The 16,844-nt window shown below is 65.2% G+C and carries 14 protein-coding genes; 3 read left to right on the top strand and 11 right to left on the bottom strand.

Annotated elements, in window-relative coordinates; genetic code table 11:
• Positions 1-2: 2 nt before the first annotated feature.
• The 6 genes from copC to E1H18_RS19995 all read right to left on the bottom strand — a co-directional run bounded on the left by copC (position 3) and on the right by E1H18_RS19995 (position 8,214).
• Complete coding sequence (gene copC, locus E1H18_RS20020; protein ID WP_172271742.1) at positions 3-362, bottom strand: copper homeostasis periplasmic binding protein CopC; 360 nt, start codon at positions 360-362, stop codon at positions 3-5.
• Between the two features lie 114 nt (positions 363-476).
• Positions 477-1,229: a histidine utilization repressor gene (hutC, locus tag E1H18_RS20015; RefSeq protein ID WP_172271741.1), complete on the bottom strand. Its 753-nt coding sequence runs from the start codon at positions 1,227-1,229 to the stop codon at positions 477-479.
• Positions 1,229-1,945: a PepSY domain-containing protein gene (locus tag E1H18_RS20010; protein ID WP_172271740.1), complete on the bottom strand. Its 717-nt coding sequence runs from the start codon at positions 1,943-1,945 to the stop codon at positions 1,229-1,231. Before E1H18_RS20010 ends, hutC begins: the two co-directional genes overlap by 1 nt.
• A gap of 4 nt (positions 1,946-1,949) precedes the next feature.
• Positions 1,950-2,684, bottom strand: coding sequence for a PepSY domain-containing protein (locus tag E1H18_RS20005; protein ID WP_172271738.1), 735 nt, complete (start codon positions 2,682-2,684; stop codon positions 1,950-1,952).
• A 50-nt stretch (positions 2,685-2,734) separates the two neighbouring features.
• Positions 2,735-5,419 (bottom strand): TonB-dependent receptor domain-containing protein, encoded by a 2,685-nt coding sequence (locus tag E1H18_RS20000; RefSeq protein ID WP_172271736.1) that lies wholly within the window; start codon positions 5,417-5,419, stop codon positions 2,735-2,737.
• Positions 5,420-6,039: 620 nt separating this feature from the next.
• A complete protein-coding gene (locus E1H18_RS19995) occupies positions 6,040-8,214 on the bottom strand; it encodes a copper-translocating P-type ATPase (RefSeq protein WP_172271869.1) in 2,175 nt (724 codons plus the stop codon).
• A gap of 423 nt (positions 8,215-8,637) precedes the next feature.
• On the opposite strand from E1H18_RS19995, the gene E1H18_RS19990 reads away from it, so the two are divergent.
• Positions 8,638-11,523, top strand: coding sequence for a TonB-dependent receptor domain-containing protein (locus E1H18_RS19990; RefSeq protein WP_370526562.1), 2,886 nt, complete (start codon positions 8,638-8,640; stop codon positions 11,521-11,523).
• A 35-nt stretch (positions 11,524-11,558) separates the two neighbouring features.
• The gene (locus E1H18_RS19985) at positions 11,559-12,359 is read left to right on the top strand and encodes a DUF4198 domain-containing protein (RefSeq protein WP_172271723.1); all 801 of its coding nucleotides are present in this window, start codon (positions 11,559-11,561) and stop codon (positions 12,357-12,359) included.
• A 158-nt stretch (positions 12,360-12,517) separates the two neighbouring features.
• On the opposite strand, the gene E1H18_RS19980 is transcribed toward E1H18_RS19985, so the two are convergent.
• The 4 genes from E1H18_RS19980 to E1H18_RS19965 form a co-directional block, all read right to left on the bottom strand.
• Positions 12,518-13,330 (bottom strand): class III extradiol ring-cleavage dioxygenase, encoded by an 813-nt coding sequence (locus E1H18_RS19980; RefSeq protein WP_172271721.1) that lies wholly within the window; start codon positions 13,328-13,330, stop codon positions 12,518-12,520.
• Between the two features lie 31 nt (positions 13,331-13,361).
• Entirely contained in the window at positions 13,362-13,991 is a 630-nt protein-coding gene (locus E1H18_RS19975) for an ester cyclase (protein WP_206679099.1), read from the bottom strand.
• A 111-nt stretch (positions 13,992-14,102) separates the two neighbouring features.
• Positions 14,103-15,110, bottom strand: a complete 1,008-nt coding sequence (locus E1H18_RS19970) for an NAD(P)-dependent alcohol dehydrogenase (RefSeq protein ID WP_172271719.1) — start codon at positions 15,108-15,110, stop codon at positions 14,103-14,105.
• 70 nt (positions 15,111-15,180) lie between these two features.
• Complete coding sequence (locus tag E1H18_RS19965; RefSeq protein WP_172271865.1) at positions 15,181-15,552, bottom strand: nuclear transport factor 2 family protein; 372 nt, start codon at positions 15,550-15,552, stop codon at positions 15,181-15,183.
• A 212-nt stretch (positions 15,553-15,764) separates the two neighbouring features.
• Here E1H18_RS19965 and E1H18_RS19960 point away from each other — a divergent pair, with 212 nt between their 5' ends.
• Positions 15,765-16,160, top strand: coding sequence for a helix-turn-helix domain-containing protein (locus E1H18_RS19960; protein WP_172271717.1), 396 nt, complete (start codon positions 15,765-15,767; stop codon positions 16,158-16,160).
• 170 nt (positions 16,161-16,330) lie between these two features.
• Here the strand turns inward: E1H18_RS19960 and E1H18_RS19955 are convergent, their stop codons facing one another.
• On the bottom strand, positions 16,331-16,816 hold the full coding sequence (locus E1H18_RS19955) for a DUF411 domain-containing protein (protein WP_241736105.1): 486 nt from the start codon (positions 16,814-16,816) through the stop codon (positions 16,331-16,333).
• Between the last annotated feature and the right edge of the window lie 28 nt (positions 16,817-16,844).

Below are 16,844 nucleotides of genomic sequence, written 5' to 3'. Positions count from 1 at the left end.
GCCTACTTCACCGTGAAGGGGACAACGCCGTCCATGCGGTGACCGTCTTCGCCCGCCGCCGCGCGCCAGGTGATCTTGTAGCCGCCCGGCATCAGCTTGCCCTGCGGCGCGCCGGTGATCGACTTACGGTCCTTGGAGACGGTGGTCTTGACCGGCACCTTCATGCCGTCGGCCATGGCCAGCTCGAAGGTCGAGAAGGCGGGAGCCAGCTTTTCGTTGAAGGTCAGGGTGATGGTCTTGGGCGCGGCGACGGTGGCGGTGGCGGCCGGGTTCGACGACACCAGCTTGGCGTGGGCGCTGGCTTGGCCGGCAGCCAGGGCCGAGACGGCCATGACGGTGAGGAGGAGAGCGCGAACTTTCATGGAATCCAGTCCTAGAGAGGAGGTTGCGTAAGGCCATACGCGGCCACCGTGCTGGCCCCTCGTGCTGGTTCGGGTTTTTTCGTCGCAGGGGGCGATCGCGCCAGGGCGAGCGCGTCAGGGCAGGGGCGCGGTCGGGGTGAAGCGAGCGACCAAATCGAAGGCGTCGCCTGGGAACAGCAGGCTGACATGAGTGACGCCCGCGCTGGACCGCCAGGTACGCCGGTCCAACCGCAGGCAAGCGCCGGCCTGATCGGTCTCGAGCGCCTGGGCCGCGGCCTTGGTCGGGCGCACAGCGCTGATGCGATGCTCGGCTTCGGTCCAGGGCACGGTGCGTAGCAGCCAGGTGCCCGGCGGCGTCAGCGAGAACTCGACATCTTGCGCCTCGGGCACGGCGTCCAAGCTGATTAGACGCTCCTCCAGGGCGAAGGGGCGCTCGTTGGCGCTGTGGAGACAGCGCAGCACCAGCACCTCGCAGGTTTCGGGCAGGTCCAGTTCTATGGCTTCTCGCCGGGTGACGGGGCGGACGCGCCGACTGAGCAGACGATAAGCGTAGGTTTGCCCGCGCGCGCGCACCTCGGCCTGGATATCGGGGATGTTGAGAACCGCCGAATGGATCCTGGGCCGCGAGACGAAGGTGCCCATCCGCCGCCGACGGATGATCAGGCCGCTATCGGCCAGTTTTGACAGCGCCTTGCTCACTGTCATCCGCGAGCAGCCGTAGCGGCGCATCAGTTCGTGCTCGGCGGGTACGCGGTGACCGGGCGGCCAGACGCCCGAGAGAATCTTGTCGGCGATGTCGGCCTTGATCCGCCCGTGCAGGCTTTCGCCGGGCGGAGCAAGGCCGAGGTCTGTGTCCGGGACCGCCATCAGCGGCCCCGGAGTTTGTCGATGGGATCCAGCAGGTAGGCGAAGTCCTGTCGACGGAAGCTTCGAAACAGCAGAATGAAGCCGCTCAACGCCAGCCAGGCGCATCCGGTCGCGACCGTGACGATCAGGGGGTGGTTGAAGCCCGCGCCGTTGGGGTAGTCCATGATGTGGATCATCCAAAAGAGGTTCCACGTCCGGGTGGTGTCATTGACCCGATGATGGATCGCCCCCGTGCCGGGATCGACGAACAGGGTGGTGTGCTCGGGATCGTCGAAGGCGACCCGCCAGACCGGAAGCTTTACGCCGCGGACCTCGCCGCTGACCTTGTCGATCTTGTCGACCGAGGCCACCGCGCCAGCGCCGGCATAGCCGCCTTGGGCCAAGGCCTTGGCGCGGGCGGCGTCGATGGTCACCGGCGCGCCGGTGGCCGCATCGAACAGGCGAAGATCCAGCGGCGTCTCGATTTCATAGACATAGTGCTCGCCAAGCGGGCGCAGCCGGGCGCGCAGGATGGGGGCCTCCAGAGATTGGGCCAGGCTCGCCAGGCGGACCGGCGACAGTGGCTGGGCCAGGGACGGCGGGGCGCGTTCGCTATCCTCGGCGGCGACTTTCTTGGCGTCCAGCATGGCCATCATGGCCCCGCTGATCGACCAGAGCAGGAACTGCAGGCCCAGGATCAGGCCAAACCATTTGTGCAGGGTGCGGATCAGGAACACGAGGTCACCCTTGGGCGGGCTTGCGCACGCGGCGCTTGCGACGGAAGCTGAAGAGCAGGAGCCAGGCTCCTGTGAGCGAGGTGGCCACGGCCATCCAGGCCGCCACCCGCAGGAGCAGGTTGTTGACGTCGACCCGCGCCTCGTAATCCATGATGTGGAACATCCAGACGAAGTCGAACATGCGCCAAAGATCATGGCGCTTGGCCACCAGCTCGCCGGTCTGGGGCGAGATGTAGAGCGTCGGGCGCCAGCGCCCGGCGAACTCCACGCGCCAGATGGGGGCGGAACGCCCCTTGATCTCGCTGGGGATGACGCTGAGCAGCTCGGTGCGCACGATCTTGCCAGGGCCGGCGAAGATCGCCTGCGCCCGATTTTCGGCGGCCGCCTGGTTGAGGGGCGAGATTGGGGCCCCTGATCGGGCGTCGACGAGCGCGCGCTTCTTACCCTCGCCGATGATGAAGACCGGCTGGCCCAGCTGGCTGTCGAGCTTGATCGTGCTGGCGGCCGGGTAGCGCGCCAGGATTTCTGCGGGGTCACGCACGCTGGCCGGATCGACGGGCAGGACGGGGGCGGGGCGCACCAGGGCGTCGCCGTGGATGATGTCGATGTGGACGGCGGTCATGTAAAGGCCGCTCAGCATCCAGAAAAGCGCCTGGACGCCGATGATCAGCGCTAGCCACTTGTGGGTCTTGCGAGCCCAGGCTGGCCAACGGATCGTGGTTTTCTTAGCGGTCGCCATGAACGAAAGTCGCCGGCCAGGCGCGGGGCCTGGCCGGCTTTCCCCTTTGTTTAGTCGAAGTGATAGGTGAGCTTCAGGTAGCCGCGACGGCCCAGCAGATCGTAGGTCATCGTGTCGGTGTTGCCGTCGGTCCAGCTCTTGATGAACGGCGCCTTCTTGTCGAAGAGGTTGTCGACCCCGACGGTCAGGCCCGCGCGCGTTCCCAGCCGGTAGGCGAACTGTGCGTTGTGGTAGAAGACGTTGGACGTGCGGTAGCCGATGTCCTTGGGCGCGGCGTTGAAGTCGGTGGCCTTGCCGATCATCTGCACCGAGTAGTTGGCCGACCAGTGCTCGCTGCGCAGCGAGGCGTTGGCGCTCGAGCGCCAGTGCGGATAGCCGCCGTTGCCGCCGCCGATATGACCGTCGAAGACGATCGGCGCAGCGCCCAGGAACGGGGTGATCACGTACTTGTCCAGGTAGGTGGTGTTCCAGTCGATGCTGGCGTCCAGCCCGCGGACGTCGAAGTCGTAGCGCACGCCGATGTCGACGCCGCGCATCTGTTCGCGGCCCGCGTTGGAGGGCTGGGAGGACAGGAAGTTGATCTCGCCGGTCAGGCTGCTGCGCGTGAAGTTGGCCGGGCCGCAGAACGGGTGGCTAAGATTGGTCGAGGCGTAGCAGACCGCCAGCTTGGTCGAGCCGGGGATCGAGCGGATGGCGTCGGTGATCTTGATGTCGAAATAGTCGACGGTGACCGAAAGCCCCGGAACGAAGGTCGGCTGCAGGACCCCGCCGACCGTGAAGGTCTTGGCGCTTTCAGGCGACAGGTTGGCGTTGCCACCGACGGTGGTCAGGACGGTGTTGCCTAGCTGCACGTAGTTGGCCGGCACGCCGCTGGCGCGGCAGTTGGCCACCAGGGTGGCGTTGGTGCTGCTGGAATAGCGGCTGCAGGGATCGGTGGTGGTCAGGTTGCCTTCGGCCACGCCGCCGAAGAGTTCCGGGACGCTGGGGATGCGGAAGCCGGTGCCATAGGTGGCGCGCAGACGCAGGCCTTCGATCACGCCCCAGTTGACGCCGAGCTTGTAGGTCTCGTTGGAGCCGAAAAGATCGTAGTCGGAGTAGCGGACCGCGCCGTTGAGTTCGAGGGTGCGCACCAGAGGCAGGTTGGCCAGCAGCGGCGCGGACAGCTCGACATAGGCTTCCTTGGTGGAGACCTGGCCGGAGATCGGGTCTTGCTGGTTGGTGTTGGCGATGCCCAGCACGGTCAGGGCGTCCGGGTCGCGCCAGCCCTTCTCCTCGCGATAGACCACGCCCGCGGCGATGGCGAGCTTGCCGGCCGGCAGGGTCAGCAGGGAGCCGGAGACGTCGGCGGTGACGCTGCGCTGCTCGTTGCCGCCGGTGTCGCGCGAATTGTAGAGGATGTACTTCAACGCCGCGGGCGTCAGGTCGCCAGCGCCCAGATAGTCCGCGCACGGAATCGCCGCGCCGGGCGTGGTGCTGCAGACGGCCGGATTGATCGAATTGGCCACCCGCTCGAGATTGGCGATGTTGGTCATGCCGTCGACGCCGGTGGTGCGGCCCCAGTTGGCCGCCGCTTCCCAGGTCCAGTCGCCGCCCAGGTCGCCGCGGGCGCCGCCCACGAAGCGATAGGTGTCGACGTTCTGGGAGAAGATGCGCGCGCCCGGCTCGGCCAGGCGGCGCTGCACCAGGGTGATGTTCTGCCCGGTCGGGTTGGTCGGGTTGGAGGCCGAGATAGCCAGGTTGCGCAGGGTGCCGGGGCTGGCGATCTGCCGGCTCTGGCGATGGGTGAAGAACGCCTCGCCAAACACCGTCACGCGGTCGGTCAGCTTGTAGTCGGCCAGGAAAGCGGTGCTGAAGCGCTCGATCGGGCTGACGGCGTTGAGGAAGGGGTTGGAGTTGAAGTTGTGCTTGGCGGCGCTGTAGGGCTCGTAGAAGTTCCCGTTGCCGCCGGGGGTCTGGTTGAAATTGATCTGCTGGCCGTTGGGCAGGACGGCCCGCCCGCCGATCGTGGACGCCGAGGACACGCAGGTCAGGACGCCGCCGACCTCGCCCAGGCCGCACGGCGCGCGGCTGGCCAGGTTGACCGCCTCGGTCTTTTGCCAGGTGATCGCGGCGGTGATCGAGCCGCGATCGTTGTGCATGCCCCAAAGCCCATCAATGGCGTACTCGGCCCCGTCGCCTTCGTCGGTGACGCCGTATTTGCCCGTGACCGTAAGGCCCTCGACATTGGTGCGCGTGACGATGTTGACGACGCCGGCGACCGCATCGGCGCCATAGATGGCCGAGGCTCCGTCCTTCAGAACGTCAATCCGGCCGATGATCGCCGTGGGGATCATGTTCAGGTCTGGCGCGCTGTTTGCGCCGGTGCCGCCGTTGACCACGCGGCGGCCGTTGATCAGCGTCAGGGTCCGGTTGATGCCCAGGCCGCGCAGGTTGACTTGGGCCGTGCCGTAGCCGTTGCCGGTCCAGTAGGCGTTGGTCTGGTTGCCCGCGTTACCGGCCGAGGACGGCAGGCGCTGGAGCAGTGTCTCGACATTGTTGACGCCGGAACGTTCGACCTGTTCCTGCGAGATTACTGTTGCGGGACCCACCCCGCTGATGTCTTGACGCTTGATCCGGGTGCCGGTGACGACGACTTCCTCGACGTTGCTGGCCTCCTGGGCTTGCGCGGCCCATGCGCTGAAAGACGCCGTGGCCATGGCGCCAGCCAATAGCATCCGCTTGAACTGTCGGTTCATCGAGTGATCCCCCTCGTGTGTGTGTCCGATCCCGCCCCGACCAGGGCGTCTTGAGGGGCATGCTCGGGAACCGCCGGTCGCAACGTCAAGCTATGTATATACATATTGGCGCGCTTGTTTGGGTGGATTCGTGCGAGTGATCGTGCTTCTGCGGTGGGAGGTTGCGTAAAAATGGCCAGTTTTCGGAAAATAATGTCGAATTTCAGAATATTTTCGTCACGTAACGGTTATTTTTCGTAAATCTAATTATTCGCTCGGTGGGTAGTTTGGCGCCTACAATTTCAGTCGCTAGTGATTGGAGTCTAATCGCAAAATAAAGCGCTGATTGATCAGTATCGATTCGACAATCCTAGAACGAGGATTCAAATATTATACCGATTTGAGAGATTTCTGGGAGCATCAATTAAGCATGACATATCGAGCGTTGAATTAATTCAACGCTGAGTCGGATTTATATCTAAATGAGCGCGGGGTGAACCTTATGGGCGTCGCCGCGCATCCATGCTCTTCAGTTGGGATACGCAGCGCGCTCAAATACCCCTCAAAAAAAATCGCGTGTCGCGTTCTGGATAGCGAGCCGTGTCGTAAGAGGCCCCTCGGCTGACTGACCGCGGTTGAGTTCAGAGGCGGATCGCGCGCAGCCGCAGGGCGTTGCCGATGACGCTGACCGACGAGAGCGCCATGGCCGCCGCGGCGATGGCCGGCGACAGCAGCCAGCCGAAGGTCGGATAGAGCACGCCCGCGGCGATAGGGATGCCGGCGACGTTGTAGGCAAAGGCGAAGAACAGGTTCTGGCGGATATTGCCCATCACCGCGCGTGACAGTCGCCGCGCCTTGACCAGGCCCTGCAGGTCGCCATGCAGCAGGGTCACGCCTGCGCTTTCGATGGCCACGTCCGAGCCCGCGCCCATGGCGATCCCGACTTCGGCGGCGGCGAGCGCTGGGGCGTCGTTGACGCCGTCGCCGGCCATGGCGACCTTGCGGCCCTCGCGGCGCAATCGCTCGACGACCTGGGCTTTTTCGTGCGGCAGGACGTCGGCCTCGACCTCCTGGATGCCAAGCTTGCTGGCCACGGCCAGTGCGGTTGTGCGGTTGTCGCCGGTCAGCATGACGACCCGAACGCCTTGGGCCTGCAGCGTCTGGACCGCCTTGGCCGTGGTCGGCTTGATCGGATCGGCGATGGCCAGGACGGCGGCCGGACGCGCGTCGATCGCGACATAGATCGCCGTGGCGCCGTCCTGGCGCAGGGTCTCGGCGATGTCCGCCAGCGCGCCCGGGGCAAGGCCTTGCTCGTCCAGGAACCGCGCCGAACCGATGATGAGGGCGCGGCCGTCGACCTTGCCGGTGACGCCTTTGCCAAGCGGAGAGTCAAAGCCCTGAGGATGGCTCAGCGGCAGGTCCTTGGCTGCGGCGGCGCGCAGGATCGCATCTCCCAGGGGATGCTCGCTGGCGCGCTCGAGACTGGCGGCCAGGCGCAGGACTTCGTCCTGGGCAAAGCCTTCGGCCAGGTGGATGGCGGTGAGCGCTGGCCGTCCCTCGGTCAGGGTGCCGGTCTTGTCGACCACCAGGGTGTCGATGGTTTCGAAGCGCTCCAGCGCCTCGGCGTTCTTGATCAGCACGCCGGCGCGCGCGCCGCGGCCAACCCCAACCATGATCGAGATCGGCGTGGCCAGGCCCAGGGCGCAGGGGCAGGCGATGATCAGCACCGAAACAGCCGCCACCAGCGCGAAGGCCAGGCGTGGCGGCGGGCCGATCAGGCTCCAGACGAGGAAGGCCGCAAGCGCGGCGGCGATCACCGCTGGTACGAACCAGCCCGACACCCGGTCGGCCATGCGCTGGATCGGCGCGCGGCTACGCTGGGCCTGGGCCACCATGGCGACGATCTGGGCCAGCAGGGTGTCGGAGCCGACCTTGTCGGCGATCATCAGGAACGCGCCGGTCTTGTTGAGTGAGCCGCCGATGACGGTGTCGCCCGGCGTCTTGGTCACCGGCATCGACTCGCCGGTGACCAGAGACTCGTCGACCAGCGCCTGGCCCATCAGCACCCGGCCATCGACCGGGATCTTCTCGCCGGGGCGAACCTGGAGGTTGAAGCCTGGCTGGATTTCTTCGATCGGGATCTCGAAATCCTCTCCGTCAAACAGGCGGCGCGCGGTCTTGGGCGTCAGGTCCAGGAGCGCTCGGATAGCGCCGGAGGTGTTCTCGCGCGCGCGCAGTTCCAGGACCTGGCCCAGAAGCACCAGGACGGTGATGACCGAGGCAGCCTCGAAATAGATCGGCGTCGAGCCATCGGCCCCACGGAATGCCTCGGGGAAGATCTGCGGCGCCAGGGTGGCGGTGAGGCTGTAGCCCCAGGCCACGCCGATCCCCATGGCGATCAGGGTGAACATGTTGAGCTGACGCGTCAGGATCGAGCGGGCGCCACGCTCGAAAAACGGCCAGCCACAGCCCAGGACCACGGGCGAGGACAGGAGCAACTGGACCCAAGCCGACACGCTCGGCGGTAGGTGCACCAGCATCAGGCCCATGTGCGGGGCCATTTCCAGGACGAACACGGGGAGCGTCAGGACAAGCGCGATCCAAAAGCGCCAGGTCATGTCCCGCAGTTCGGGATTGGGTTGCGCCTGCGCCGTCACCGTCATCGGCTCGAGCGCCATGCCGCAGATCGGGCAGGCGCCTGGCGCGTCCCGGCGGATTTCCGGGTGCATAGGACAGGTATAAACCAGGCCTTCCCGTCGCGGGGCGGGCGAGGGGGCGCTCTGGGCGAGCGCGTCATGCCCGTGATGCTCGTGCATATGCCCGTTCACGCTCGCTTGCTCCCGACACGATCGATCTTGAGGGTGAATACGCGCCAACCTGGGCAATCCCTCAGCGCGGGGCGAGGGGCCTCTGAGCGCGGCCAGATCGGCCTTCCGGGGGGCTGATCCGCGTGATGCAGCTTACGCTGCAACCCTGGCGCGGGCAGCCCCTAGTTTGGCCATTCGTGCCGTGGAAAACGGCAATTTTAGATGCTCGATACGGCTTGGTCAGGGCGGCTTTGGATCGAGAACCGAGGGCTGAGGGGTAAGCTCTTGCCGCTGCGTACGCGATTTAGGGGGGCGCAATTTGGCCCAAATCCAGATCGTGAGAACAGCATTTTGGCCGACACCACTTTTCGTTGCCGACTCTTTGGCACCTCCGTCATCGCCGGCTTGGCGATCGTCACCTCCACCAGCCTGATGGCCGCTCCGGCGATCGCGCAAACCCAGGATGAGCCCGCTCGGATCGACGAGATCATCGTCACCGGCTCGCGCATCGCCCGCAAGGACTACGCCGCCAACAGCCCGATCGTCACCGTGACCCAGGAGGACTTTCAGGCGACGGGCTCGATCAATATCGAAAGCCTGATCAATGATCTGCCGCAGTTCACGCCGGCAGCGAACGCGGCCTCCAACAACCCCAATTCCGGCGGCCAGGCGAACGTGCAACTGCGCGGCCTGGGCACGGTGCGGACGCTGGTGTTGCTGAACGGCCGCCGGGTGGTGCCGTCCAACGCCTCTTCCGTGGTCGACCTGAACCTGCTGCCCACGCCGCTGATCTCGTCGATCGAGACGATCACGGGCGGGGCGTCTTCCACCTACGGCTCGGACGCGGTGGCAGGCGTTCTGAACTTCCTGGTCAACGACAGGTTCGAGGGCGTGCAACTGGATCTGCAGTACGGCCAGTCGAGCCGCAACGACGCGGCGACCACGGCCGTCAGCCTGACGATGGGCGGCCCGATCGCCGAGGGCCGGGGCCGGGCGGCGCTGTCGCTCAGCTATTCCGAACGCGACAGCGTGTTCAACGCCGCGCGCCGTTCGCCGTCGATCTCGGGTTTCGCGGGCACCTCGCCGCTGGGCTCGACGGTCTTTGACGCCACCAACCTGCCAAGCGCCGCGGCCATCAGCGCGGCGGTTCCTGGCGCGGCCCGAGGCAACACCTTCGGCTTCAACAACAACGGCACGCTGTTCGCCTACCAGGGCGCGCGCGACTACATCAGCCCCGGCGGCATCGACTACGAGGGCTTCCGCATGCCCGGGCCGCTGCAGCAGACCGACTTTACCTACAACACCGGGCCGCAGAACTATCTGATCATCCCGCAGACCCGCTACAACGTGTACGGCGCGGCGAGCTACGAGATCAATTCGTCGATCGAAGCCTATGCCGACTTCATGTTCTCGCAGTACGAGAGCGGCAACCTGCTGGCGCCCAACCCCGCGACCGGCCCGACGACCGGCTTCCGCGTCCCGTCGACCAATCCCTTCATTTCGGCCGAGCTGCGCGGGGTCCTCAACTCCAGGCCCGATCCCACCGGCTCGTTCCGTCTCGACAAGCGCTTCAACATCCTTGGCCCGCGTCAGCAGACCGAGAACTACAACGTCTATCAGATCACCACGGGGCTTCGCGGCGACCTGAAGGGTCTGGGCGACTGGACCTATGACGCCTACTTCTCGTATGGCCGCGTCGACGACGGCACCACCTATACCGGCTATCTGTCGCGCTCAGCCACACAGCGTCTGCTGGACGCCAGCGACGGCGGCAATTCGCTTTGCGCGGGGGGCTTCAACCCGTTCGGCGAAACCACGCTCAGCGCTTCGTGCATCAACTACATCAGCCGCATCGCCAAGAACACGACGGTCAACGACCAGCGGGTCTTCGAGGCCAACCTGCAGGGCGGGGTCTTTGATCTGCCGGCCGGGCAGGTCCGCCTGGCTCTGGGCGGGACCTATCGCGAGCAGAACTATAAGCTCGTTCCCGACGCTTTGTTGCTGGCCACCTTCACGCTCAACGGCGTCACGGGCCCGGAACTGGCCGGCAACTCGGCCCAGCCGCTCGCCGGTTCGGACAGCGTCTATGAGGGCTATGGCGAAGTTCTGATCCCGCTGCTGCGGGATTTGCCGTTCGTCCACCGCCTGGAGACCAATCTGGGCTATCGCGTCTCCAAATACGACTCCATCGGCGGGGTGCAATCCTACAAGGCCGACGCCAGCTGGGAGATCGTCGAGCGTCTTCGGGTGCGCGGCGGCGTCCAGCGCGCGGTTCGCGCGCCCTCCATCGGCGAGCTGTTTGGTCCTCAGAACCTGTCGTTCCCTTCGATCGGCGTGCCGGTCTCCTCGACGGGCGCGCGCCAGTTCTCAGGCGATCCTTGCGATGTTCGCGGCTCCTATCGCGCGCCTGGCGCGAACGGCGCGGCCTCGGTCCGGACCCTGTGTCTGGCCCAGAACGTGCCGGGGCAGGTCATCGACGGCTTCACCTTCTCCAACTCCCAGGTCTCGGGCCTGACCGGCGGCAATCCCAACCTGCGCGAAGAGACCGCCGACTCGTTCACGGTCGGCGTCTCGTGGCAGTCGCAGTTCGCCAGTCCGTGGCTTGGCCATCTGTCGGGGTCGATCGACTACTACGACATCAGCATCAAGCAGGTGGTCGGCACGGTGTCGGTAACCGAACAGCTGCGGCGCTGCTTCAATCAGGACGGTGTCTCCAACCCGACCTACGACCAGAACAACTTCTTCTGCCAGCTGTTCAGCCGCGACCCCAACTCGGGTCAGATCATCAACACCTTCGAGACCAACGCCAATCTCGGCACGCTCAAGACCACTGGGATCGACTTCCAGGTCGACTGGCGCCTGAACCTGGTGGACCTCGGCGCGCCCGATTGGGGCACGCTGGCCTTCAACGTTACTGGCTCCAAGCTGCAGAAGTGGCAGCGCCAGGACATCCCGGGCGGCGCGTTCACCGATCGCAAAGGCACCATCTCCAATGCCTTCGGCCTGACGCTGCCGGAGTGGAAGCTGCTGTCGTCGGTGAACTGGCTCTACGGCCCGGTGAACCTCGGCGCGCGGTGGCGCTACCAGGGCGCGGTCGAGAACTTCAACAATCGGGCTCAGGCCATCGATGCGGTGAACTACTTCGACCTCAACGGCGCCTGGAAGGTCACTGGCGAGATCTCGCTGCGCGCGGGTGTGAACAACCTCACCGACCAGGAACCGCCGGTCTACACGCCGGCCATCTCCGCCAACACCGATCCGTCCACCTACGACCTGATCGGGCGGCGCTTCTACGTCGGCCTGAGCGCCAAGTTCTAAATCCAACCTATTCAAGAAACACAGGAATACCGAATATGTCCGGCAAATTTTCCCTCATCTCGACCAAGATCCAGGCGCGTCTGGGCGCGGCCTGTCTGGCGACGCTGCTGGCGTCGAGCGCATCGGCGCATGACTTCTTCATCATGCCCGCCAAGTTCAAGGTCGAGCCCGGCAGCGTCCTGACGGTCGATGTCACCATCGGCAGCAGCTTCCCTGGCCTGACCAACCCGGTGCCGCCTGAGCGCATCGCCCAGCTTGGCGTCATCGGCGGCCCGCAGGCCGTCTTCGAAGTCGAAGGCCTGGGTCCGCAATCCCTGAAAACCCGTTTCAAGGGCGGCGCGCCGGGGCTGGCGATCTTGTCGGCGAGCGCCGTGCCCCGCGAGGTGGAGTATCCGGAAGAGCGGATCGGCGGGATCATGGAAGAGTACCAAGTCGACCCGGCGGCCGTCAAAGCGGTCGAGGCCCTGCCGCGCCCGCGGGTGCTGAAGGCGATCTCCACCCGCTTTGCCAAGTCCTTCGTCTGTGTCCAGCAGTGCGAAGGCGGGAGCGACCCGACGCGGGCTTTGGGTCACAGCGTCGAGTTCGTCGCCAGCGATGCTTCGACCAAGAGCTTCATTTTGCTGGCCAACGGTGCGCCGCTCGCGAACTACCCGGTCGTCATCGCCAAGTCTGACGGCGTGCGCAGCCATCTCTACACCTCCGCGCAGGGGGCGATCGAGCTTCCTGCCGACGTGAGCGGTCCGATGATGCTCTTCGCCGCGGTGATGAAGCCCCCGGGGGATGCTGGCGGGCGGTTTGTGATGAACCTGGCGTCGCTGACGCTGGTCAAGAAATAGCGGTAAGGCTCCCGGCGAGGTCCAATCCTCGCCGGGCGCTGCCCAAGCGCCATTTCTCAGCTGCTTGGGTCCTCGCCGGCGAGCGCGGCCGCTTCATGGGGAGCGTTGCGAACGTGCGGTTGTGGCGATGCTGCGCGTCGAAACGCGGGGCTCTTCTACTAAGCGGTGGGGCCGAACCGGAAACTGGAAACCGTAATCCCGCCCATGAAATCCCGTTCGTGATAGGCGAGGTTCGCCATCTCTTCTTCTGCTGCGCCGAGCGCGACCATCAGCGGCAAAAGATGCTCCTCGCGAGGGTGGGCGGCTCGCGCCGACGGGGCGCGCTCCCAATCAAGAAGCCCGCGCAGGCGCTGTTCTGGCGGCTGCATCAAGGTTGTTTGTAGCCACGTATCAAACGCGCCCGACGCTTGAGCCGCGCCTGGGCCGAAGTTGCGCAGGTTGTGATAGCTCAGTCCGCTGCCGACCAGCAGGATCCCTTCATCACGAAGCGGCGCCAGCGCTCTGCCCAATTGGACATGCGCCAACGGATCAAGGCCCGCTCTGAGCGACAGTTGGACGGTGGGCATATCGGCCTGGGGATAGGCGACAGCCATCGGGGCAAACATGCCGTGGTCGTAGCCGCGTTCAGGATCCTGAGCCGACGCGATGCCCGCCGCGCCGAGCAACTCGGTTACGCGCTTGGCCAGGGCAGGGGCGCCGGCCGCGTCATAACGGATGTGATAGGCCTCTTCGGGGAAGCCATAATAGTCGTAGAGCATGGGCGGCGCCGGATGGGTCTGAACGGTGAAGACCGGTTCTTCCCAATGCGCCGATATCATCAAGATGGCGGCAGGCTTGCCGCCGGCTTCGGCCGGCATGCGTTGCAATGATGCGGCAAGCTTCGCATAGGGCCCTTGCGCCATACCGCGCATCCACGGCCACGGCCCGCCGCCGTGCGAGATAAAGAAGGTCGGCAATCGGTTCGTGGTCATGGACGTGCTCGAGCGTGAGAGGGTGTATCGACTATTGCGCCAGCCCGATTTGCTTGAGCAGTGACTGGTTGTCCCAGTACAGCCACTCCTCGTCCATCACACCGGCTTGGGTCCAGTGGCCGATGGTCACCATGCCCAGTTTGAAGGGCTTGTTGGTGGGCGCGATGGTCTTGCCGTCCGCGGCCGGCATGGGGCGCGAGAACGTGCCCTCGACATAGCCCGACACGGCGGTCCATTCGCCGGACGCGATGCGAATGGGATGTTCGCGAATGCGGGTGTCCGGCGCGAACACGAACATGGGCTTCAGCTCTTCGATGTGAGCCGCCAAGCCTTTGGTGATGCGCCCATCGGGCATGTGGACGACGATGTCGGCGGCATGGCTCTTGGGGAGCTCGTCCCACTTTTGCCCGCTGTAGACGTTGAAATCCAGATCATCGAAATTGGCCAGGTTCGCCGTTTCGGTGCGACGCTGCGCGGCGATGGCCGCAACCTGACGCTTGAGATCTTCGACGCTTGCCTGATCGCCGGCGCCCATCGCTGCGTGAGGCGCCATGGACATGGTGTGATCGGGTTGGGTTTTCGCAGGGGTCTGAGCCTGCCCGAATGTCGGGCTGAGCATTACGCCAACCGCCAGCAAGGCCTTGGCTAGCTTGGATTTCATGGTCCGCCTCCTCTAGAAAGACAGTGTCGTCAGGTGAGCGTATTTGGCGATCGATGCTGCGTGCGAGAAACGCTGGCGAGACGGCGCCGCCGCCTCGCCAGTCGTCAGGTGTTAGTACTCGAGGCAGACCTTGCCGAAGTGACCGCCGCTTTGCTGGAAGGCGAACGCCTCGGCGATGTCGGCAAGCGCGAAGGAGCGATCGATCACCGGGCGAATGGAGAGGGCGTCAAGCGCCCGAACCAGTTCCTTTTGATGCTGCCGGCTGCCGACGATGAGGCCCTGCAGGCGTTGCTGGCGCACGGTCAGGCCTGCGGTCGGAACAGGGCCGGCCGCGCCGGTGAGGACGCCGATCAGGGCGATATGGCCGCCCACCCGGGTTGCCTGGATCGATTGGGCCAGAGTGCCATGGCCGCCGACCTCGACGATGTGGTCCACGCCACGACCGCCCGTGATCTCCAGGACCGGCTTGGCCCATTCTGGTTGGCTTCGATAGTTGATCAGGTGGTCGGCGCCGAGCAGGCGCGCGCGCTCAAGCTTCTCGTCGGAAGACGAGGTCGCGATGACTGTTGCGCCCAACGCCTTGGCCAGTTGCAAGGCGAATACCGAAACGCCGCCGGTTCCCTGAACCACGACGGTTTCGCCGGCTTTCAGACCGCCATTCGCCACGAGGGCGCGCCAGACCGTCAGCCCCGCCGTGGTCAGGGTGGAGGCTTCGGCATGGCTCCATCCGCGCGGCGCCTTGGTGAAGGCGCTAGCCTCGGTCACGACATACTCGCGCGCATATCCATCCACGCCGTCGCCGGGCACGGTTGCGAAATTGCCCGCCACCGGCTCGCCATCCAGCCAGGTCGGGAAGAAGGTCGAGACGACATGATCGCCGACCGCGAAATCGTCGACGCCGTCGCCGATCGCTTCGACAACCCCGGCGCCGTCGGCCATGGGAATACGCCCGTCCACCGTAGGCATGTTGCCCGTCACCACGCCAAGATCGTGATAGTTGAGGGAGCTGGCGTGGATACGCACCCGGATCTGTCCCGGCCCTGGTGTTCCCGGATCGGCAAGGTCCACCATAACCAGTTGGTCGAGGCCGCCCGGGGCGCGCAATTGGATCGTCTTCATCTTACTCAATTCCATTCTGACATGCCGATCCCGTCCCAAGGGGCGGCGAGGGCATGGGGGCAGGCTGTGTTTATTCGGCGGGGAACATGGAGCGGCCGCTGACCGCCTTTTCGGCAGGGACTTCCTCCTGCATGACGTCCCAGTGCTCGACGACCTTGCCGTCTTCCAGTCGGAAGATGTCGACGGCGATCATGTCCTTGCCAAACCAGTTGGTGTAGCGGCCGTGGACCATCACTCGGTCGCCGTCCTCCATCGCCAGTCCCGCCTCATAGGTCGGGCCCGGCTCGGGGCTGGAGATGAAGCCGCGCAGCACGTCCAGGCCATTGGGCATGGCGGGGTTGTGCTGGATCATGTCGCCTGACCAGAAGGTTTCGGCCTCGGCCAGGTCGCGCTTGTTGAAGACGGTGTCCATGTATCTGAGGACAAGGCTTTTGTTGTTCATGGCGAAGTCTTCCTTCTGCATGCCGTCGTCAGCGTTGCAGGCGGTCGGAGCGTGAAGGTCGGCAGGGGCTGCGTGCGCCTTGGCCGAGCTTGGCGAACCGACAACCCGTTCGGGGCGCCGCTGAAGATCGACAGGTAGGACGGGAGCTTTCTATTGGTAAGTACGCACCCAAAGGTTAGTGACCAGCGGCAAGGGTCACAGTGGAGCAGAGTATGGATGAGCCAGCAGATCGTCACACGCTCACCGAAAAGGTGAGGCTGGGAGAGTTGTTCTCCGTGGACTGTCCCTCACGCGAGGTGCTCAAGAGCGTGAGCAGCCTATGGGGGGTGTTGTGCCTGATCAGCCTGCGCGAAAGGACGCTGCGCTTTAGCGAGCTTCGTCGGAGCGCGACGGGCGTGAGCGAGAAAATGCTGGCCCAGACTCTAAAGCGCTTGGAGGAGGATGGATTTGTATTGCGCCACGCGCTGGAGACCGTGCCGCCCCATGTCGAATACAGCCTGACGGACCTTGGGCTTCAGGTGTCGGAGCGTGTGGTCGCGCTTGTGGATTGGATCGAGCTGAACACGCCGCACGTCATGGCGTTTCGGCGTGAGAGGGCTGGCCCCTGACCGGCCCCCTACAAGGCACAGGGGGAGGCCAGCTCCAACCTGGGTAACATAGGTTGGAGCGCCACACGCTCTACCGGTCTGCCGTCCTTTGCTCTCCGCAAAGCCTCGATGAAGCGCAAGTCGAGCTTCTAATGGCTGTGGTGGAGGTGTTGAGCGACCGATCAGTGGGCTCAGGCATGGCTGGCGAACACCTTGGTGCGTCCCGACCGGTCCAGGACGAGCAAGGTGTCGAACCGTTGGCGGGCGCCGCCGGGCTGCTCCATGCCGGGCGAGCCGATTGGCATGCCAGGCACGGCAAGACCCAGGCCCTTGGGACGCGCCTTCAGAAGGCGCGCGACGTCGGCGGGCGGCACGTGACCCTCAAGCGCGTAGCCGCCGACCATGGCGGTGTGGCAGGAGGCCAGCTTGTCGGGAATCCCGAACTTGGCGCGGATTGGAGCTAGGTTTTCTTGCTCGACAATGGTCGGCGTGAAGCCGGCCTTGCGCATATGCGTGACCCAGCCGGTGCAGCAGCCGCAATAGGGGGTCTTGTAGACCGTCAGCCCTCGCGGTTGGGCGAGAGCAGGACCTGCAAGCCCGATGAAGCCGGCGGCCAGCAGCAGTCGCCGGCTCGGTCGGAGGGCGGTCTGCGGCTTGGGCGTCATGGTCGTGCTCATGTCTGGGCTATACGTGGCCCAGGCCAAC

The organism is Caulobacter sp. RHG1 (genome assembly GCF_013181195.1).
Lineage (GTDB): Bacteria > Pseudomonadota > Alphaproteobacteria > Caulobacterales > Caulobacteraceae > Caulobacter.
The sequence above is the reverse complement of the archived record's forward strand: the minus strand, read 5'-3'. Positions and strand labels throughout refer to the sequence as shown.